19 protein-coding genes are annotated in these 20,365 nt (G+C 63.5%); 11 read left to right on the forward strand and 8 right to left on the reverse strand.

What is annotated here, in order from left to right; all coding sequences use genetic code 11:
- Positions 1-145: 145 nt before the first annotated feature.
- The 8 genes from AB7F41_RS03125 (at position 146) to AB7F41_RS03160 (ending at position 8,146) form a co-directional block, all read left to right on the forward strand.
- Positions 146-1,045 (forward strand): LysR family transcriptional regulator, encoded by a 900-nt coding sequence (locus tag AB7F41_RS03125; protein ID WP_428382300.1) that lies wholly within the window; start codon positions 146-148, stop codon positions 1,043-1,045.
- A 125-nt stretch (positions 1,046-1,170) separates the two neighbouring features.
- Positions 1,171-1,644 carry a formate dehydrogenase subunit gamma gene (locus AB7F41_RS03130; RefSeq protein WP_428382298.1) on the forward strand — a complete coding sequence of 158 codons (474 nt, stop codon included), beginning with the start codon at positions 1,171-1,173 and terminating at the stop codon, positions 1,642-1,644.
- Positions 1,644-3,194 carry a formate dehydrogenase beta subunit gene (locus tag AB7F41_RS03135; protein WP_428382296.1) on the forward strand — a complete coding sequence of 517 codons (1,551 nt, stop codon included), beginning with the start codon at positions 1,644-1,646 and terminating at the stop codon, positions 3,192-3,194. Before AB7F41_RS03130 ends, AB7F41_RS03135 begins: the two co-directional genes overlap by 1 nt.
- A 10-nt stretch (positions 3,195-3,204) precedes the next feature.
- Positions 3,205-6,084: a formate dehydrogenase subunit alpha gene (gene fdhF, locus AB7F41_RS03140; RefSeq protein ID WP_428382294.1), complete on the forward strand. Its 2,880-nt coding sequence runs from the start codon at positions 3,205-3,207 to the stop codon at positions 6,082-6,084.
- The gene (gene fdhD, locus AB7F41_RS03145; RefSeq protein ID WP_428382293.1) at positions 6,081-6,908 is read left to right on the forward strand and encodes a formate dehydrogenase accessory sulfurtransferase FdhD; all 828 of its coding nucleotides are present in this window, start codon (positions 6,081-6,083) and stop codon (positions 6,906-6,908) included. The genes fdhF and fdhD overlap by 4 nt, the downstream gene beginning before the upstream one ends.
- Positions 6,898-7,170, forward strand: coding sequence for a formate dehydrogenase subunit delta (locus AB7F41_RS03150; RefSeq protein WP_428382291.1), 273 nt, complete (start codon positions 6,898-6,900; stop codon positions 7,168-7,170). Before fdhD ends, AB7F41_RS03150 begins: the two co-directional genes overlap by 11 nt.
- 135 nt (positions 7,171-7,305) lie before the next feature.
- The gene (locus tag AB7F41_RS03155) at positions 7,306-7,821 is read left to right on the forward strand and encodes a YchJ family protein (RefSeq protein WP_428382289.1); all 516 of its coding nucleotides are present in this window, start codon (positions 7,306-7,308) and stop codon (positions 7,819-7,821) included.
- A gap of 124 nt (positions 7,822-7,945) precedes the next feature.
- Positions 7,946-8,146, forward strand: coding sequence for a CsbD family protein (locus AB7F41_RS03160; RefSeq protein WP_428382287.1), 201 nt, complete (start codon positions 7,946-7,948; stop codon positions 8,144-8,146).
- 118 nt (positions 8,147-8,264) lie between these two features.
- On the opposite strand, the gene AB7F41_RS03165 is transcribed toward AB7F41_RS03160, so the two are convergent.
- On the reverse strand, positions 8,265-8,552 hold the full coding sequence (locus AB7F41_RS03165) for a hypothetical protein (protein WP_428382285.1): 288 nt from the start codon (positions 8,550-8,552) through the stop codon (positions 8,265-8,267).
- Positions 8,553-8,716: 164 nt separating this feature from the next.
- Here AB7F41_RS03165 and AB7F41_RS03170 point away from each other — a divergent pair, with 164 nt between their 5' ends.
- Complete coding sequence (locus AB7F41_RS03170) at positions 8,717-9,523, forward strand: Ku protein (RefSeq protein WP_428382283.1); 807 nt, start codon at positions 8,717-8,719, stop codon at positions 9,521-9,523.
- Here the strand turns inward: AB7F41_RS03170 and ligD are convergent.
- From ligD to AB7F41_RS03205, 7 genes are all read right to left on the reverse strand, one after another.
- Positions 9,520-12,072, reverse strand: a complete 2,553-nt coding sequence (gene ligD, locus AB7F41_RS03175) for a DNA ligase D (protein ID WP_428382282.1) — start codon at positions 12,070-12,072, stop codon at positions 9,520-9,522. The two genes, AB7F41_RS03170 and ligD, sit on opposite strands and share 4 nt — an antisense overlap.
- Positions 12,073-12,078: 6 nt before the next feature.
- On the reverse strand, positions 12,079-12,939 hold the full coding sequence (locus tag AB7F41_RS03180) for a Ku protein (protein WP_428382280.1): 861 nt from the start codon (positions 12,937-12,939) through the stop codon (positions 12,079-12,081).
- Positions 12,940-12,981: 42 nt separating this feature from the next.
- Entirely contained in the window at positions 12,982-13,473 is a 492-nt protein-coding gene (locus AB7F41_RS03185; protein WP_428382278.1) for a hypothetical protein, read from the reverse strand.
- Between the two features lie 43 nt (positions 13,474-13,516).
- Complete coding sequence (locus AB7F41_RS03190) at positions 13,517-13,837, reverse strand: hypothetical protein (protein ID WP_428382277.1); 321 nt, start codon at positions 13,835-13,837, stop codon at positions 13,517-13,519.
- Between the two features lie 97 nt (positions 13,838-13,934).
- Positions 13,935-15,002, reverse strand: a complete 1,068-nt coding sequence (locus AB7F41_RS03195; protein ID WP_428382275.1) for an AI-2E family transporter — start codon at positions 15,000-15,002, stop codon at positions 13,935-13,937.
- A gap of 79 nt (positions 15,003-15,081) precedes the next feature.
- A complete protein-coding gene (locus AB7F41_RS03200) occupies positions 15,082-15,639 on the reverse strand; it encodes a carboxymuconolactone decarboxylase (protein WP_428382273.1) in 558 nt (185 codons plus the stop codon).
- 10 nt (positions 15,640-15,649) lie between these two features.
- Positions 15,650-17,374 (reverse strand): thiamine pyrophosphate-binding protein, encoded by a 1,725-nt coding sequence (locus AB7F41_RS03205; RefSeq protein WP_428382271.1) that lies wholly within the window; start codon positions 17,372-17,374, stop codon positions 15,650-15,652.
- Between the two features lie 234 nt (positions 17,375-17,608).
- Here AB7F41_RS03205 and AB7F41_RS03210 point away from each other — a divergent pair, with 234 nt between their 5' ends.
- Positions 17,609-18,637 (forward strand): ligase-associated DNA damage response exonuclease, encoded by a 1,029-nt coding sequence (locus tag AB7F41_RS03210; protein WP_428382269.1) that lies wholly within the window; start codon positions 17,609-17,611, stop codon positions 18,635-18,637.
- Positions 18,634-20,364 (forward strand): ATP-dependent DNA ligase, encoded by a 1,731-nt coding sequence (locus tag AB7F41_RS03215; RefSeq protein WP_428382267.1) that lies wholly within the window; start codon positions 18,634-18,636, stop codon positions 20,362-20,364. Before AB7F41_RS03210 ends, AB7F41_RS03215 begins: the two co-directional genes overlap by 4 nt.
- Position 20,365: the final 1 nt, after the last annotated feature.

Below are 20,365 nucleotides of genomic sequence, written 5' to 3' on the forward strand. Positions count from 1 at the left end.
GGAGCGGATATGCTATTGTGAAGCCTGCGCGGTCAAAGAAAGCGCCAGCGACGCCCTGGACCGGCCGAGATGCGGCGGGTCGCTCAAATTGGCCGGCGAGGGGATCTGCGCATCTTGGCGCGTCCCGCGCCTGTGGACTCCGGTCGTGATCGAAAAGCTTGAATTCCTGATCGCCGTCGCAAAAGAGAAAAGCTTTTCGCGCGCGGCTGAGATTTGCGGCGTCACCCAGCCGACGCTTTCCGCCGGCGTCAAGCAGCTCGAAGATTCCCTCGGCGTGCTGCTCATCAACCGTTCGTCGCGCTTCCACGGGCTGACGGCGGAAGGCGAGCGCGTGCTCGAATGGGCGAAGCGGATCGTCGGCGACGCGCGGGCCATGCGCCAGGAAGTCCGCACGCTCAAGGAAGGCCTTGTCGGCCAGTTGAAGATCGCGGTCATACCCACCGCGCTCGGCATCGTCTCGGCGCTCACCACGCCCTATCGCGAGAAGCATCCCGGCGTCCGTTTTTCGGTGATTTCCGCCTCGTCGAGCGAGGTGCTGACGATGCTCGACAATCTCGAGATCGACGCCGGCATCACCTATCTCGACAATGAGCCGCTCGGCCGCGTGCGCGCGGTGCCGCTGTGCACCGAACGCTACCGGCTCCTGACCTTCGCCGACAATCCGCTTGGCGACCGCGAGCGGGTGACCTGGGCGGAGATCGGGCGCATCGATCTCTGCCTGCTGACGCCGGACATGCAAAACCGCCGCATCATCGAACGGCTCATTCGCAAGGGCGGGGCGGAGCCGTCGCCGATTCTCGAATCGAACAGCGTCATCCTGCTCTTCGACCATGTGAAATTCGGCCATTGGGCGACCGTGCTGCCGGAAAAGCTCGTCAAGACGCTGAACGTGACGGCGCCGTTGCGGTCGATCCCGATCGTCGAGCCTGAGGCCGTCCATGAAATCGGCCTTGTCGCGCCGCAGCGCGAGCCGGTGATCCCGCTGGTGGCGGCGCTGGTCGCCGAGGCGAAGAAGCTGGCCGAAAGCCAAGCGCTCGTCGCTTGATAGGTTCGCCCTATCGGGTAACGAATGGTCGCTATTGATCGCGCCCTGGATTTCCGGCAGTGTCCTCGGAATTAATCTAAAAAGGGCGGCCGCCTGTGCGCAACGCCCAGACTGAAAGGGAAGAAATGGCTGGCGCTGCTCAGTATAGCGACGAGCGCGCGCGGGAAATCATCGCCGCCCACATGGGTCTCGAGGGACCCGCGATGCCCATTCTGCACGCGTTTCAGAAAGAATTCGGCTATGTGCCGGACGCCGCCGTTAAAGAATTGGCCGAGGCGCTCAATATTTCGCGCGCCGAAATGCATGGCGTCGTGACCTTTTACCACGACTTCCATCGCGCCCCGCACGGGCGCCATATCCTGAAGATCTGCCGCGCGGAATCCTGCCAGTCGATGGGCGCGGAGCGACAGGCGCGGGCCTTTCTCGACAAGCTGAAGCTCGACTGGGGCGGAACGACGCCGGACGGCGGCCTGACCGTCGAGCCGGTCTATTGTCTGGGCCTGTGCGCCCACAGCCCTTCGGCGCTTTACGACGACGCGCCGATCGGCTGCGTGGACGCCGAAAAACTTGATGAACTCGCCGCGGAGGCGCGCGACTGATGGCGAAGGTTTATATTCCGCTGGACATGGCCGCCGTCGCGATGGGCGCCGACAAATTGGCCGCCGCCGTCGCGCAGGAGGCTGCGGCGCGCGGCGAAAATATCGAGATCGTGAGAAACGGCTCGCGTGGAATGCTCTGGCTCGAGCCCCTGATCGAGGTGGAGACTCCCGCGGGCCGTGTCGGTTACGGCCCGGCCAAGGTCAGCGACGTCGCGTCGCTGTTCGACGCCGGCTTCCTCGCCGGCGGCGCGCATGCGCTCTGCGTCGGGATCGTCGACGAACATCCCTGGATGAAGAAGCAGAATCGCGTCACCTTCGTGCGCTGCGGCGTGATCGATCCGCTGTCGGTCGCCGAATATGAGGCGCATGACGGATTCAAGGGCCTTAAGCGCGCCTTTGAGATCGGGCCTGCGGCGGTCGTTGAGGAAGTCACCAAGTCGGGCCTGCGCGGCCGCGGCGGCGCCGGCTTTCCGACCGGCATCAAATGGAAGACGGTGGCGGACTGTCCGCCCGGCCAGAAATATGTGGTCGTCAACGCCGACGAGGGCGATTCCGGCACCTTCGCCGACCGCATGATCATGGAGGGCGATCCGCTTTCGCTGATCGAAGGCATGCTCATTTGCGGATACGCGGTCGGCGCCTCCAAGGGCTATATCTATCTGCGCTCCGAATATCCAATTGTCGCCAAGGTCTTCCAGGCCGCGATCGAGAAGGCGCATGAGGCCGGCTGGCTCGGCAAGAACATCAAGGGCTCGGGGTTCGACTTCGACATCGAACAGCGCATCGGCGCCGGGGCCTATGTGTGCGGCGAGGAGACCTCGCTGCTCGAATCTCTCGAGGGCAAGCGCGGCATCGTTCGCGCCAAGCCGCCGCTTCCGGCCCATGTCGGCCTCTTCGGCAAGCCCACGGTCATCAACAACGTGCTGTCCATGGCGACGGTGCCGATGATCATGGAGAAAGGCGCCCAGCATTACGCGGATCTCGGCGTCGGCCGCTCTCGCGGCACCATGCCGCTGCAGATCGCCGGCAACGTCAAATATGGCGGCCTCTTCGAGACGGATTTCGGCATTCCGCTCGGCACGGTCGTCATCGAGATCGCCGGCGGCACCCGCTCGGGTCGGCCCATCCGGGCGGTTCAGGTCGGCGGCCCGCTCGGGGCCTATGTGCCTGTGTCGCTTTTCGACCTTCCGATCGACTATGAGGCCTTCGCCGCGAAGGACAGCCTCATCGGCCATGGCGGCATCGTCGTATTCGACGACACCGTCGACATGGCCTGGATGGCGCGCTTCGGCATGGAGTTCTGCGCGATCGAAAGCTGCGGCAAATGCACGCCCTGTAGGATCGGATCGACGCGCGGCGTCGAGACGATCGACAAAATTCGCGACGGCCAGAACGTCGAGGCGAATATCGAGCTCCTGAAGGATCTCTGCCACACCATGAAGTTTGGCTCGCTCTGTGCATTGGGCGGTTTTGCGCCCTATCCGGTCGAGAGCGCGCTTCGACATTTTCCCGAGGACTTCCACAAGCCGGCCCTTGAAGCCGCTGAGTGAGGTAGCAGCCATGACGCTTATCAAGGAAATCGATTACGGCACGCCCGAATCAAAATCCGAGAAACTGGTTACGCTGACCATCGACGGGAAGAGCGTCACCGTGCCCGAGGGCACGTCCATCATGCGCGCGGCGATGGAGGTCGACACCGAAATCCCCAAGCTCTGCGCCACCGACAGCATCAAATCCTTCGGCTCCTGCCGACTGTGCGTCATCGAGATCGAGGGCCGTAACGGCACGCCGGCCTCCTGCACCACGCCGGTCGCGCCGGGCATCTCGGTCAAGACCCAGACGCCGCGCCTCGCCGCCATCCGCCGCGGCGTGATGGAGCTCTATATTTCGGACCATCCGCTCGACTGTCTGACCTGCGCCGCCAACGGCGACTGCGAACTGCAGGACATGGCCGGCGCGGTGGGCCTGCGCGACGTGCGCTACGGCTATGACGGCGCCAATCACGTCTTCGCCCGCAACAGCGGCGACGCGAATTTCAACTGGAAGCCGAAAGACGAGTCGAACCCCTATTTCAGCTACGACCCGTCGAAGTGCATCGTCTGCAACCGCTGCGTGCGGGCCTGCGAGGAAGTGCAGGGCACCTTCGCCCTGACGATTTCCGGCCGCGGCTTCGACTCGCGGGTTTCGCCCGGCATGGACGAAGCCTTCATGGAATCGGAATGCGTGTCCTGCGGCGCCTGCGTTCAGGCCTGCCCGACCGCGACGCTGATCGAGAAGTCGGTCATCGCCGTGGGCCAGCCCGAACATTCCGAAGTGACGACCTGCGCCTATTGCGGCGTCGGCTGCACCTTCAAGGCGGAGATGCGCGGCGAGGAAGTCGTCCGCATGGTGCCCTGGAAGGACGGCAAGGCCAACCACGGCCACAGCTGCATCAAGGGCCGCTTCGCCTACGGCTACGCGCATCACGGCGACCGTATTCTCGATCCGATGATCCGCGAGTCGATTGATCAGCCCTGGCGCGTCGTCTCCTGGGACGAAGCGATCGGCTTCGCCGCCGACCGGCTGAGGGCCGCGCAGGAGAAATACGGCAAGAACTCCGTTGGCGTGATCACCTCATCGCGCTGCACGAATGAGGAAAGCTTCCTCGTTCAGAAGCTCGCCCGCCAGGGCTTCCGCAACAACAACACCGACACCTGCGCGCGCGTCTGTCATTCGCCGACGGGCTATGGCCTGGCGCAGGCCTTCGGCACGTCGGCCGGCACGCAGGATTTCGACTCGGTCGACGACGCCGACGTCATTCTCGTCATGGGAGCCAATCCGACCGACGCGCATCCGGTGTTCGGTTCGCGCATGAAGAAGCGTCTGCGCGAGGGCGCGAAGCTGATCGTCATCGATCCGCGCCGCATCGACCTCGTGAAGTCGCCGCACATTGAGGCGGATTTTCATCTGCCGCTCAAGCCCGGCACCAATGTCGCGATGATCACGGCGCTCGCGCATGTCATCGTGACGGAAAATCTCGTCAACCTCGATTTCGTGAAGTCGCGCTGCGACTGGGACGAATATCAGGATTGGGCGGAATTCGTTTCGCTGCCGAAGAACAGTCCCGAGGCGCTGGAAAGCGTGCTGGGCGTCCCGGCCGCCGACGTTCGCGGCGCTGCGCGGCTATACGCCACGGGCGGCAACGCGGCGATCTATTACGGCCTCGGCGTCACCGAGCATGCGCAGGGCTCGACGACGGTCATGGGCATCGCCAACCTCGCCATGGCGACCGGCAACCTCGGCCGCCGCGGCGTCGGCGTCAATCCGCTGCGCGGGCAGAACAATGTGCAGGGCTCCTGCGACATGGGCTCGTTCCCGCATGAACTGCCCGGCTATCGCCACATCTCCAACGAAGCGGCGCGCGAGACTTTCGAGAAGGATTGGGGCGTGTCCCTCGATCCGGAGCCGGGTCTGCGCATCCCGAATATGTTCGACGCGGCGATCGAGGGAACCTTCAAGGGGCTCTACGTCCAGGGCGAAGACATTCTGCAGTCCGACCCCGATACGCGCCATGTGTCGCGCGCGCTTTCGAATATGGACATCGTCATCGTTCAGGACCTCTTCCTGGTCGAGACGGCGAATTATGCGCATGTCTTCCTGCCCGGCGCGACCTTCCTCGAGAAGGACGGCACCTTCACCAACGCCGAGCGGCGTATCCAGCGCGTCACCAAGGTGATGTCGCCCAAGAACGGCTACGCTGACTGGGAAGTCACCCAGCTGCTCGCCAACAAGCTCGGGCTGGATTGGAATTACACCGACGCCAGCCAGATCATGGACGAAATCGCGCGGCTGACGCCGTCCTTCGCCGGCGTGTCGTTCAAGCGCCTCGACGAAGCCGGTTCGCTGCAATGGCCGGTCAACGCCGATTCGCCGGACGGCATGCCGATCATGCACATCAACGGCTTTGCGCGCGGCAAGGGCAAATTCGTCATCACCGAATATGTCCCGACCGACGAGAAGGTGGGGCCGCGTTTCCCGTTGCTGCTCACCACCGGCCGCATCCTGTCGCAATACAATGTCGGCGCGCAGACGCGACGCACCGAGAACAGCCAGTGGCATCCTGAGGACATCCTCGAGATCCATCCGCATGACGCCGAGGATCGCGGCGTGCGCGACGGCGACTGGGTGAAGGTGGCGAGCCGCGCCGGCGAAACGACGCTGCGCGCCAAGATCACCGATCGCGTGGCGCCGGGCGTCGTCTATACGACGTTCCACCACCCGGCCACTCAGGCCAATGTCGTCACCACCGACAATTCGGACTGGGCGACGAATTGTCCGGAATACAAGGTCACGGCGGTGCAGGTCTCGACGTCGAACGGGCCGACCGAATGGCAGCATCAGTATCGCGAGCTGACGGCGCAGAGCCGCCGCATCGCGAGCGCAATCGACGCGGCGGAATGACAGGAACGCCGTCGCCGACTCTTCGGGTGGAATGCCTGGCGCGCCGTCACGATGTGACGGCGCGTTCTTCTCGCGTGATCCCTGAAGAGACGCCGATCGCCTTCACCTATGGCGGCTCCACGCATGCGGTGATGATGGCGACGCCGGCGGACCTCGAAGATTTTGCGATCGGCTTTGCGCTGACCGAAGGGCTCATCGATTCGCCGGAACAGGCCGGCGACGTCGAGATCGTCGTCTCCGAAGCGGGGATCGAGCTGCGCGCCTGGCTCAAGGGCGGGCGCCAGGAAGCCTACGCGGAACGCCGCCGTTCGATGGCGGGTCCGACCGGCTGCGGACTCTGCGGCATCGAGAGTCTGGAGGCGGCGACGCGCGCGCTGCCGATGCTGGACACGACGCTCTCGGTGCGCGCCGAGGCGTTGATCGAGGCAATGGAGCGGCTGCCGGCGATACAAACGTATAATCAGGAGACGCGCGCGATCCACGCGGCCGCCTTCTGGAATCCGGCCTCGGGCGCGCTGATCGCGCGTGAAGACGTCGGCCGCCACAACGCCCTCGACAAGCTTGCCGGCGCGCTGACGCGTCAGGCGATCGCAGCGACGCAAGGCGTGGTGCTGATGACGAGCCGCGTCTCCGTCGAACTCGTGCAAAAGGCTGCGCGCATGGGCGCGCCGATCATCGCCGCCGTCTCGGCGCCGACCGCGCTCGCCGTGCGCAGCGCGCAGCACTGCGGCATGACTCTCGTGGCGATCATGCGCGGCCGAGACTTTGAAATCTTCACCCATCCAGGACGCATTCTCGAACAGGTTTCCGCACATGTCGCATGATTCGGTCGATAAGCTCGTCAAAATGGCTAACCAGATCGGCAAGTTCTTCGTGGCGCAGAAGCATCCCGAAGGCGTCGCGAGCATGACGGATCATTTGAAGAAGTTCTGGGACCCTCGCATGCGCGAGGCGATCATCTCGCATGTCGATCACGGCGGCGCCGGACTTGATCCGATCGCGATCGAGGCGGTGCGGCGCCTGAGACATCGGGCCGGCGCGGCCGCTTCCGGATTGCGTCCGGGCGAGGGCGGCGCCGACGGCTGACGCATGTTCGGGGCTTGCGCCGAACCGCGGCGCGAAAAGCGAAGCCGCAAAAACATTGGACGCCGCCGCTTTCGTCGCCTAGGTCTGAAAGCCTAGGCGCAGCGACCGCGCGATACTTCTTACGCCGACCGAGCGATGACCGATCAGACCTGCCCCTGCCGCGCCATGGACGCGCAACAGCTTTCCTACGCGGCGTGCTGCGCCCCCTATATCGAACAACGGTCGCCGGCGCCGAGCGCCGAAGCGCTGATGCGCTCGCGGTACACCGCCTTCGTCGTCGGCGACATCGACTATCTCGTCGATTCGCTCGCGCCGGAATCGCGGTACGATTTCGATCGCAAGGCGATCACGCATTGGTCGCGCAATTCGCAATGGCACGGACTTGAGATCATGTCCGTGGAGCAGGGACTGCCCGGCGACGCGACGGGCTATGTCGAATTCGTTGCGCATTTCACCAGCGAAGGCGAGCGCTATGCGCATCGCGAGCGATCCTTGTTCCGCCACGACGCGGAGGATGGCCGCTGGTATTTCCTTGAAGAAGCCAATCGCAAGAATGCGCCGATCGTGAAGGGCAAGCAGGCCGGCCGCAATGATCCCTGTCCCTGCGGTTCGGGAAAAAAGTTCAAGAAGTGCTGCGGCGCCGCAGCCTGACGATCGACTTGGTCTGACGGCGCCGTGCGAGCCATCACGATTCTTAAACGCCAAGGTCTGGAACAGGACGGCTCCGCCCGCGTTTTGTGGGCATGGAGCGCTTCTTAACCTTGGGAGAATCGTGATGGATTGGAATCGCATCGAAGGCAACTGGAAACAGTTCTCGGGCAAGGTGCGCGAGCAATGGGGCAAGCTGACCGACGATGATCTCGCGCGCATGGACGGCAAGCGCGAGCAGTTCGAGGGCATTCTCCAGGAGCGCTACGGCGAAGGCCGGGATCGGATTCGCGAAGAGGTCGACAGCTGGCTGAAGACCCTGAACTAGATCGAGTTTTGGCGCGTCGCAGTTCTCGAGCGACGCGTTCTCCTTGGCGCCTCAGCCCGAACCTTTAGGTTCGGGCTTTTTTGTTGCGCGGCCCCTCGGGTCAGGCACGCCACGCTCGTCATTCGCCCCACGCATCCAACAGAACTTGCGTCAGCGCCTGGCCATCGACTTTGGAACATTCTCTAGAAGCGAGAGTTTTCTTCTTACCCGTCTCCGATGATAGGAGAGCGAAATGAGTTCGAAACCCAAAGTTGGAGTGAACTGGCGACAGTTTATTCATGAAGTCTGCGGCGCGTTCGCCAGGATGCTGTTTTTTATTCAAGATCATGACGAACTTCGCCAGCGGCGCATCTATGTGCGCGAACCCAGGCGCGCGGAAATCGAAGATTGGCTGCGCAACCGACATTGACTCACCGGTGATTGCCTGTCGCTACGACAGGCAATCTTTTTTTGACGCCATCTGTCTTTCGTTTTCAGAACCGAGACGCTGAAGTCGCGCTGAGGCGCAAGCGGAACGATGCGCTTCCTCAAGCGTTATGTGAGAGTTTCCCCTACTGAGAGGAATGGGGAATGGCGCCGCGGTCCTTCTGGAAAGGCTATTTGAAACTCTCGCTCGTGACCTGTCCGGTCGCGATGACGCCGGCTGTCACAGAAGGCGAAAAACTGCGTTTCCATATCCTGAATCGAAACACCGGCAATCGGGTCGTCAGCCAATATGTAGACTCGGTCAGCGGCGCGCCGATTGGCGAAGACGACGCGGCGAAGGGCTATCCGCGCAGCGAGGATGAATATGTGCTGCTCGAAGACGAAGAGCTCGACGCCTTGAGTCTGGACAGCACGCGAACGATCGATATCGACACATTCGCGCCGGCGGCGAGCGTCGATTGGATCTGGTTCGATAAGCCGCATTATCTCGTTCCCGACGATCCGATCGGAGTCGAGGCCTTTTCGGTCATTCGCGACGCCATGAAAGCGACCTGCACGGTCGGCCTGTCGCGACTGGTGATGTATCGGCGCGAGCGCGCCGTGATGATCGAGCCGCGCGACAAGGGACTCGTGCTCTGGACGCTGCGTTTCGCCGATGAAGTGCGTGACGCCAAGGCGTATTTCGACGAAGCGCTTGCCGCGCCGCCGAGCGCGAAAGCCCTCGGCCTGATTTCGAAATTGATCGAGGAACGCAAGAGCCATTGGGACCCCGTGATGACTCGCGATCCGGTTCAGGAGCAATTGCTCGACATCATTTCCGAAAAGAAGAAAGAGCACAGGCCGGCGCGCGGCAAAAAACAATCGCCCGCGACGCTGAGCAATGTCGTCAACATCATGGATGCGCTGCGCAAGAGCATCGATGCGGACAAGCGCAGCCCGAAGCGCCGTTAGGCCTTTTTCGTCCTGCGCGGTTTCGGCGTTTCGATCGGCGCCCCCGCTTGACGAAAATCCGCCCAGGGATCGCTCTTTAGCGAGTCGAGACGCGCCAGGGTTTTCACGATCGTGAAATAGTCGGGCCCAATCGCCGGACTGAGCTCGTCCCAGGCGAGCGGGACTGACACCGCCGCGCCGGGACGGGCGCGCGTCGAATATGGCGCGACAGCCGTCGCGCCGCGCTGATTGCGCAGATAGTCGACGAGTATCTTGCCGTGGCGCTTGGACTTCGCGATCGTCGCGACGAATTTGCCCGGACTGTCCTTGGCCATGGCGTCGGCGACGCTTTTCGTGAACGCCTTCACCTGCGGCCATTCCGCCTTGGGCGTCAGGGGCGCCATGACATGGAGCCCCTTTCCGCCGGATGTCTTGACGAATGCCGCGAGTCCGAACTCCTGGAGACGATCCCGCGTTTCTTGCGCCGCCGCAATGACGGACTCCCATGCGACCTGTTCGCCGGGATCGAGATCCATGACGATGACGTCGGGACGTTCCCAGTCCGACGCCGTCGAGCCCCAGGGGTGAATTTCCAGAGCCGCGGATTGAACCAGCGCAATCAGTCCATCGAGATCCCTGATGCTGAGCAACGACTCTTCTTCCGTCTCCCTGGGGTCGTCGATGAGGAAGATGCTGGGATCGATGCCTTTCCAGGCGTGTTTCTGGAAGAACTTCTCGCCCTCGACGCCATTTGGACAGCGCAGCAGCGCCAGCGGGCGATCGACGATGAAGGGCGCGATATGGCGCCAGATCTCGGCGTAGTAATCGGCGAGGCCCTGCTTCGTCACGCCTTGATCGGGCCAATAGAGCCGATCGGGATGGGTGAGCTTCACCGTGCTTCCCTCTGCTCGCGCCGCGGCGGTGCGCTCGGCGCGCGGCGCTTTTTCGCGAACGACGTCGCGCGCGTCCTTGTCTTCGCGCAGACCGCGAAAGGAGGCGTGCCGAAGAACGTGATCGGCCGTCCAGCCGCGAAATTCGACCTCCGCCACGAGCTCAGGACGCACATAGCGCAGATGGCGCGCGGCCTCGGCGCTCAGGCGGGCGCCGAAAGGACTCGAGGCGATGCGCATGGGATCGAGCCGGTTGAAAAGATCATGCGCCATTTCGTCGGTGAATCCCGTGCCGACGCGGCCGACATGGCGGAGCACGCCATTCTGGTAGACGCCAAGCGCCAGGGCGCCGATCGCGCGTCGCGACACCGTCGAAGGCGTATAGCCGCCGATGACGAATTCCTGACGCGCGAAACATTTCGCCTTGATCCAGCTCTTTACCCTGCCGGAGCGGTAAGGCGAATCCCGCAGCTTCGACACAACCCCTTCGAGCCCGAGCCGACAGGCATGCGACAGCACGACCGCGCCGCTGTCTTCGAAATGACCGCTCAGGCGGATTTTGTCGCCGACATCGCTGACAAGTTGTTCCAGAACGTCTTTGCGTTCGAGCAATGTCGCCGCGCGCAGATCATAGCCGTCGAGGTAAAGCAGATCGAAGGCCCAATAGACGAAGCGATCGGTGCGCCCCGCGCTCAGATCAGCCTGGAGCGCGGAGAAATCCGAAGCGCCTGAACCCGTCTCGACAACGATTTCGCCGTCGATGAGCGCGGCGCCCAGAGGCAGAGCGCGCAGCGCCGCGACGATCTCGTCGCCAAATTTCTTCGTCCAATCGAGGCCGCTGCGCGAGAGCAGCCGAACGCGCCCCGCTTCGATCCGCGCCTGGACGCGATAGCCGTCAAATTTGATTTCGTGAACCCATGCCTTGCTCGTCGGCGCGGCGCCGGGACGGGCCTGCATCGGCGCAACGAAGTTCGGCAACCGCGCCTTTCTTGCGCCCTTCACGCGCGACGGATCGATGTCGCGCGCGGGCGGCTCCGTTGGCGCGCTTGTCTTGACCGACCGCGATGCGGCGGCGCGTTTCGGCCTCGCGCCCTTGTTCGGGGAGGGCGGCGCGGGATCGGCCACGACATCGCCGATCGTTCGCCCCGTCTTCACCGACTGCGGCGATTCTTCAAGAATGTCTTCGTCTTCTGGCGACCGCGCGAAGGCGTCGTCGCTCTTGATCAGAAGCCAGTTGTCATGCTTCTCGCGCGGCTTTCGCGCCATGCGCACGAGATGCCAACGGCCACGGAGCTTCTCGCCGCGCAGCTCGAAATCGAGATGGCCTTTCGCATAGGCTTTGTGCGGGTCGCCTTCCGGAATCCAGACGCCCTTGTCCCAAACGATCACTTCGCCCGCGCCATACTGCCCCTTCGGAATGACGCCTTCGAAATTGCGATAGTCGAGAGGATGGTCCTCGACGTGCACGGCAAGCCGCTTTTCGCCCGGCACGAGGCTCGGGCCTCTGGTGACGGCCCAGCTTTTCAGAACGCCGTCCATCTCCAGGCGAAGATCATAATGCAGCCGCCGCGCCGCATGTTTCTGGATGACGAAGCTGCTGCAGGTCTTTCGAGCGCCTCGCCCTTGCGGTTCTCGCGTCGCCGAAAAGTCGCGCTTCTTGCGATAGTCGGCCAGCGACATGCGAGGTCAGCTCGCTTTCCGGCGCGTTGCGGCGGTTTTGCCCTTGCGCGGCGGCGTCGCGCGCTTCCTGGAAGCAGATTCGCGGCTCTTCTCGGAGAGCGCGGCGCTTTCGCGCAGCGCCTCTAGCAGATTGACGACTTTGGCCTCCCGCGCCTTGCGCGGGGTCGCAATCGGTTTGCCTTCGAGTTTCGCCTTCACGAATTCGGCGAGGGCTTTCTCATAGCGATCTTCGAATGTCGATGGATCAAAGACGCCGCGCTTGGTGTCGATGATGTGTTTGGCGAGCTGAAGCATCTCGCCCTGAATTTTGACTTCGGGCGTCTCGTCGAACGCCTGCTGCGCCGAGCGCACCTCGTAGTCGAAGTTCAGCGTGGTTGCGAGAAGCCCGTCGCCATAAGCGCTGACCAGCACTGTGCGCGCGCGTCGAAACAACACGGCTTTGGCGACGGCGGCGACGTTGTTCTTGCGCATGCCGTCGCGGATCAGAACGAACAGCTCGTTCGCGTCGCTCTGCGCGGGAGCCAGATAGTACGGCTTGTCGAAATAAACGTCGTCGATGTCGTCGCCGTCCAAAAAAGATTCGATCGTAAGGACTTTATCGCTTTGTGGCTTTGCCTGCGCGATCTCCTCCGGCTCGAGAACGACATATTCGTTCTTGTCGACTTCGTAGCCCTTGACCTGATCGGCGGATTCGACGGGCGCGCCCGTCTCGCTGTCGACAAAGGTCCGGCGGACGCGATGGCCGGTCGCTCGGTTGATCGTGTGGAACGCGATCCTGTCGGATGTCGAGGTCGCGGAATAGAGCGCCACCGGACAGGCGAGCTCCGCAATCCTGAGAGAGCCCTTCCAGTTCGCTCTCGGCGCCAACGCACACCTCTTACGCTTGCGGGCGGGGCGCCCGCACTCTGATTACGTTTCCGGAGTCTTCGTGCTGTCAAGCTTTTCCGCGAGTTTTGACGCGACCATCAGCCCTACGGCGGCGCCGGCGATCAGATGAAGGTTCGGCGTCACGCGTTGCGCGACAGCTTTCGCGGCCGCCGGCGCCATTGCGGTGATCGAAGCGCCGAGCGAACGCATCAGATCTCCGTCCGGGTTCAAGAGCTGTTCGGCGAAGGGCAGAGCCGACAGGCCGCCGTGTTCCAGCTCGGCTGTTGTTGAAGCTTGGGTCTCGCCAAGCCCCGTTTGTCTATTCGCCGTCGCGAAGTAAACGACGAAGGCCGCGAACAGAAAGGCTCCGGCGATCACGAGATTGCCAGTAATCTCGCCCCACATGCGGGTTGCGTAGCCGTGCCCGGCGGCCGTCGCAAAGCCGAGCGCAAGCAGCGAGAGGATCCAAACGATGGCGAGCCGCGACGCGCCGCGCGTCGCGTTCTCGACGCTTTCGTCAACCTTTCGAAACACCGGATCCAGTATCATGATGCGACCTGACGAGCTGCGTTTGAGATTAGCTGCGGCCCTTCCACATGGCGCCGACCAGGAATCCGCCTGCCACCGCCAACAGAAGCGCTGCGATCGGCTGCTGACGCACGACGTCTTCGACCGTCGTCTTGGCGTCCTCGCCCGCTGACTTGGCCTTCTCCGCGGCCTGCCGGGATTGCTCGCTCACGGTGGTCAACGCCGCGCCAGCCTTGTCCATCGTTTCGTCAACCCTGGCGTTCACATCCTCGGCAATGGCGGCCGCTCTCGCCGCGGCGTTCGCCGACGCTTTGCTGATGGCGTCCTGCGCCTCGTGAACCTTGTTCGTGACCTGCGATGTTACGCTCATGTCCTCTTCTCCGCTGTTATTGCCCCGCTCTACGGATATTGAACGTCCAGATTGGTTGATTGTTCCTCGCCGGATCCTCGCAGGCTCGGGCAAACGCCTACTCGGGAAGGTTAATTTCGTGTTGAGGGAACACATGGCTGAGCGTGACTGTGCCGGCGATCAGCAGCGGCGTCGCGAGGACCGCGCCGACCGGCCCCCAGAGCCATGTCCAGAACACGAGCGCGAGGAACACCACTCCGGGATTCAACGTCAGCCGCCTGCCGACGACGCTCGGCGTCACGACGTAGGAGTCCAACGTATCGGCCACGAGGAGAATCAGCGGCGCGACGAGCGCCTGCGCGATTGAACCGAAGGTGGCGAAGCCGACCAGAAACAGCCCGGCATAGATTGTGATCGGCCCGACGTAAGGGATGAATTCGAGCGCGAAGGCGACGATTCCCCAGAGCAGGGGATTGGGCAGACCAACGGCAAAAGCGGTCGCCGCCACGATCAGCGCCAGCGTCAGATTGATGCCCGCGACTACGGCGATATAGCTCTTGAGATCTCGCTCGATGTCGTTCAGGAGCCGCAGCGTACGTAGCCGCATCTCCTTTTCCTCGAAGAAAAAAACGAGAGAGCGCCGAAACTGCTCTCGTCCCGAGAAGGAAAAGAACAAGGCCGCGAGGAATACGATCAACTCGCCAATGGTGGGCGTGAGAAAATTCATCGCCGATTCCAGCACCGCGGCGGGGTCAAAGGGCCCGCCCTCGCTTCGCGCGAATGTGTTTTGCAGCCGGTCCAGCGAAAACGCCGGACCGAAGGCGGATCGCAGCTTGTCGCTGAACGAGTCGAGCAGTTCAGGCGCGCGGCCAATCCAATCGAGGGCTATTGCCGAACCCTGAGCAAGCGCTGCGTGAATGATCAACAATGCGGCGAAGACGATCGCCGCCGCGAAGACGCCGGGCGGGACGCCCCAGCGTCGCATCGCGCTTGCCCAGGGACCGAGCATGAAGGCGAGCACGCCCGCTGAAACGATCGGCACCAACAGGGTTCGGGCGAGGTTCAGCGACACGGCGAGCATCAGCACGAAGATGCCGACGATCGCCCAGGACGTCAGTCTCTGGAGATCGAGCGAGGGTTCGAGCGGCGGCTGATCCTGGAGGGTCTGCGTCTGCAAGTTGAGCACCGGTAAGCGCGGCGGTTCGCCGGAGAGGTAAACTCAACGGGAACGGCCAATGTTCCCTGAACGGCGGAACGTCGGCCTGTCACTTGAACGGCGTCTCCACGCCCGGCGGCAAAGCGACGTCGAAGCCTTCGTTGATCGACGAAAACATTTGATAAAAGCCGGACAAGACGACGAGTTCGACGAAGCCTTCGACGCCGAACGCCTTGATGGCTTTATCCTGAACGGGCTGCGGAATGTTTTTCCATGACAGCGTCGACTCGAGCGCTTGGACGACGAAATCATAGGGCGGCGCTGCGACGGGGCCCAGGTCCTCGCCTCTTTGCAGCGCGCCGATGAGTGAGGACGGAACTCCAGCCGCTTCGGCGTGATGAATGTGGTCGACCCATTCGAAGGCTGCGCCGGTCCGACGCGACACGAACAACACGACAAATTGATAGACGTCCCGCGGCAGGTGACCCTGAAACTTCAGATAATAGCCGAGATCTTCGATTTTTTCGCAAAGCTGCGGATGGTTCATCAGAGCGGCGTAGGGCCCGCCGAAACCTGCGCCTTGCGCTTTTCGCCGGTCGACCATGCGATCGTAGCGCGCGCGATCGGCCGGCGACAACGTTGAAGGATCGAAAGGCAGCTGAGCCATTGGCGTTCTCTCACTCGTGGTAGGAGTAGGCGGCAATCGCCTCCGCCCAATCCTTCACCGGCGTCGTGAAGGCCTTGTCGGCTTTGACGTCGATGAGGCAGGGGCCTTTCCCCTGCAAGGCGCTCTCGAAGGCGCCGGCAAGATCGCCAGGCGCATGAACGCTTTCGGCGCGAGAGCCCAAAGCGCGCGCGAAACCGGCCCAGTCGTGATCCGGCAATCTGGTCAGTTCGTCGGGCATGGGGCCGAGTCCATGCGCGCGCAACCAGACATTGCCGAGCGCCGCATTGTTGATGACGACATAGATCACTGGCAGTTGATAGCGCGCAGCGGTCGCGATCTCCATGCCGCCCATGCGCATGCAGCCGTCGCCGGTGATGACCGCCACGCGCCGGCTCGGTTGCGCGCATTGCACGCCGATCGCGGCGCCGATCGCCCAGCCCATCGGGCCGAGATTGGTGGCGGAAACATAGGTTCTCGGTTCGAACGCCTCCCAATAATGCCCGGCGAACGCGCGATGCGCGCCGGAATCCACCACCAGAACGCCATCGCGCGGGAACGCCTTTCGCAGCTCGCTGACGACGCGCGCCGGATGAATTGGAACGGCGTCGCTCTCGCAATTTTCGGGGTCTTGCAGTCGCGGCATGGCGCGAATCTCCGAGACCCAGTTCACACGCTGGACGATTGTCGGTTCCAGCGCGCCGAGCAGCCGATCGCTGTGATCGAGCAGATAGCGAAGATAGGCGCCGCAGCTTCCGACGATGCCGCCGTCCTGGACGTGCGTGCCGATCGCCGAGGGCAGCAAATTCACGCAGATCGCCGCATTGGGCTTCACCTGCAGCGCCCAATGCATCGTGTCGCGCTCGTTCAGTCCCGATCCCAGTATGATCAGCAAATCGAGGGACGGGTCGATCAGCGCGGCGCGGGCATGGTGCGTCCCGGCATAGCCAAAGACGCCGAGCGAAAGCGGATGGTCCTCCGGAAAGACCCCTTTGCCGCGCAGCGTCGTCGCGACGGGAATCTGCCAGAGCTCGGCGAACTCTTTCAGCGCGCTGGCGGCGTTCGCATGCTCGACGCCGGCGCCGGCGAGAATCGCCACTTTCACCGGCGGTTGGCCCGTGGAGTCGCCCGAAAAATGTCGAAGCGACGATTCGGCTGAGGCGATCGACAGAGCATTGTAGTCGACCAGCGCGCGATCGATCGGAGAATGGCTGACGGAAAGCTCTGCGGCCAGGCAGTCGCCCGGCAATGAGAGATGCACCGGCGCAGCGGGCCGTGTGCGAAGCTGCAGCAGCGCATGCTGAATGAGATGCGGCATATTCTTCGGATTGTCGATCGAAGAGGAATAGCGCGTCAGCGGTTTCATGATCGCGACGTCGTCCAGCGTCTGCGGGCTCGCATCCTGAAAGACGCCCAAGCCTTCGAGGACCGTCGCCACTTCGCCGCTCATCAACAGAAGCGGCGAACCGTCGGACTGCGCGGTCGCGACCGCTGTGACGGTATTGGCGAGGCCCGGTCCGCCGATGCAGAGCGCGGCCCCGAAATTTCCGCTCGCCCGCGCATAGCCGTCGGCCATATAGGCGGCGCCGCCTTCTTGCGCGGCGACGATCGGGGTGAGCGCCGTCTGCCGTCCGAACGCCGGCAGAAAAGGATCGACGAGCCCGCCGGGGACCATGAACAGATGGTCGAGTCCTTCGCACGCCAGCGCTTCGAGGATGAAATCGACCCCTAGAGGCATTCGACGCTCCACTTCAGCGTGAGTGAGCCCGGCGACGGGCGGACGATCTTATCGGCGGGAATCATATAGGGGAGCGCAAGCTTTGCAATCAATCAAGGATTTCCCTTGCGACGCTGAGCGTTCGAAGCGCAATCCCCGGCGATCGAGGACTGAGGTGAAGAGATCCGATCGAATCCCTATCTATGCTGTCGGGGATTGACCGCCGCCCGGCGAGGTTATCATGCCTTCAACGAAATGAATCAGGATCTGATCGTTCCCGCCGCAGAGGGACTCTACTGTCCCGCAGGACACTTCCACATCGATCCCTGGCGCCCGGCCGCCCTGGCGGTGATAACGCATGGCCATGCCGATCACGCGCGATGGGGCAGTGGCGCCTATCTCTGTCACGAGGATTGCGCGCCGATCCTGCGCAAGCGGCTTGGCGACGTGCGCATCGAGACGCTGCGCTACGGCGAAATCCGCGACATCGGCGGCGTGCGGCTTTCGTTGCATCCGGCGGGCCATGTCCTTGGCTCGGCGCAGGCGCGCATCGAACATCGCGGCGAAACATGGGTCGCTTCCGGCGACTACAAGCTCGAGGCGGATGGGGTTTCCACGCCTTTTGAACCTGTTCAATGCGACGTTTTCATCACCGAATCGACCTTCGGCCTTCCGATCTATCGTTGGCGCCCGCAGGCCGAAGTCATGGCCGACGTCAACGCATGGTGGGCGGAAAATGCGCGCGCGGGGCGGGCGAGCGTCATGCAGGCCTATGGGCTCGGCAAGGCGCAGCGCTTGCTCAGACATCTCGACGCCAGCGTCGGGCCGATCGTCTGCCACGGGGCGATCGAACCGCTCAATCAGATCCATCGCGATCTCGGCGTCGCGCTGCCGCCGACCGTGAATGTTGCGGCGCTCGACAAATCGTCGGTGGCGCGATGCTTCGCGCTTGCGCCGCCTTCGGCGATCGAGAGTCCATGGATCAAGCGGTTCGGCGCGCATGCCGACGCCTTCGCCAGCGGCTGGATGCAGCTGCGCGGCAATCGTCGACGTCGCGGAGTGGATCAGGGCTTCGCGCTTTCGGATCACGCCGACTGGCCGGGGCTGCTGCAGGCGATCGCCGCGACTGGCGCCGAGCGGGTTCTTGTCACGCACGGAAGCGGGGAAGCGCTCTCGCGCTATCTGCGCGAGAAGGGATATGACGCGCGGCCGCTGGCCACCGAATATGGCGACGAGGAAGGTGAGGCTGACCCGACCGGCGAGGCCGACGCTGACCGCGCATGAGGACCTTCGCCACGCTCTACCGGCGCATCGACGCCGCGACCTCGACGCAGCATAAGAGACAGGCGCTGGTCGACTATCTGCGCGTCGCGGTCGGCGATCCGGCGCAATACGCCAGCGCCGCCTGGATCGTCTATTTCCTCGCCGGCGGCAAGCCGCGCCAGATGATCTCGACCAAGCTCCTGCGCCAGTTCACGCTGGAGGCGACCGGCCTGCCCGAGTGGCTCGTTGACGAGTGCTACCACAGCGTCGGCGATCTCGCCGAGACGCTGGCGCTTCTGCTGCCGCCGCCGACCCGCGGCGAAGACGTTCCGCTCGACGTGTGGATGAACGCGCGGCTTTTGCCGTTGCGCGAGATTGATGAAGCGGCGCGGCTGTCGGCGCTGCGCGACTGGATCTACGCCATGCCGTCCGGGGACCGCTTGCCGTTCTTCAAGCTGGTCACCGGCGGGTTGCGCATCGGCGTGTCGAAACTGCAAATGACGCAGGCGATCGCCGAGGCCACGCAGCTTGACGCCAAGCATGTCGCGCAGCGGATGATGGGCTATACGCAGGCGAACCGCACGCCACAGGCGCAAGATTTCGTCGCGCTCGTTGCGCCGGCCGAGACGGCGGAAGACGGACGGCCTCTGCGCGGCCAGCCCTACCCGTTCTTTCTCGCGCATCCGCTGCAGGCGCCATTGTCCGCCTTTCCGGACCTGCTCGGCCCTGTCGACGATTGGCTCGTCGAATGGAAATTCGACGGCATACGCGCGCAGTTCATCCATCGCGCCGGCGCGTGGTGGCTGTGGTCGCGCGGCGAAGAGCTTGTCAGCGACAGTTTTCCGGAGCTTGCCGCGCTCGTCGATTTTCTGCCGGACGATATCGTGTTCGACGGCGAACTCGTCGTGGTCGCGTCCGACTCCGCCCCGCGTTGCGCGCCGGACGATCTCAACGACCTGCGGCCTTTTTCGGAGTTGCAGCAGCGTTTGGGACGCAAGCTTCTCACCGCAAAAATGCTGCGCGAGCGGCCGGTGGCGCTGATCGCTTATGACCTGCTCGAGAAAGACGGCCACGATCTGCGCGAGAAGTCGCAGCGCGAGCGGCGCGCGCTGCTGGAAGACGTCGTATCGCGCGCGCATTATTCCGCGACGCAGGTCGGCGCCGATCTGCCGTTACGGCTCAGCCCAGCGCTGACCCAGCCCGACTGGGAACGCTTCGCGCGGCGGCGCGAGGAGGCGCGGGCGCGCGGCGTGGAAGGCATGATGCTGAAGGCGATGGCCGCGCCTTATGGCGTCGGCCGCCAGAAGAGCGGCGCCAATCTATGGTGGAAGTGGAAACTCGATCCGATGAGTGTCGACGCCGTGCTGATCTATGCGGCGCGCGGCCATGGACGACGCTCCGGCGTCTACAGCGATTATACTTTTGCTGTGTGGAGCGGGCCGCCGGAGCAGACCGACCGCATTCTGTTGCCCTTCGCCAAGGCCTATTCCGGGCTTTCGGACGAGGAGATGCGCAGGGTCGACGCGACCATCAGAAAGACGACGATCGAAAACTTCGGCCCTGTGCGCAGCGTGCGCCCGACGATGGTTTTCGAGCTCGGCTTCGAAGGGATCAGTCCGAGCAATCGCCACAAGAGCGGCGTCGCCGTCCGATTTCCCCGCATGTTGCGCTGGCGGCAGGACAAGCCGGTCGAGGACGCTGACACGATCGACGCGTTGCGCGCGCTGCTGCCCGGCGTTCGCGCATGAC

This window comes from Methylocystis sp., from assembly GCF_050251305.1.
Lineage (GTDB): Bacteria > Pseudomonadota > Alphaproteobacteria > Rhizobiales > Beijerinckiaceae > Methylocystis.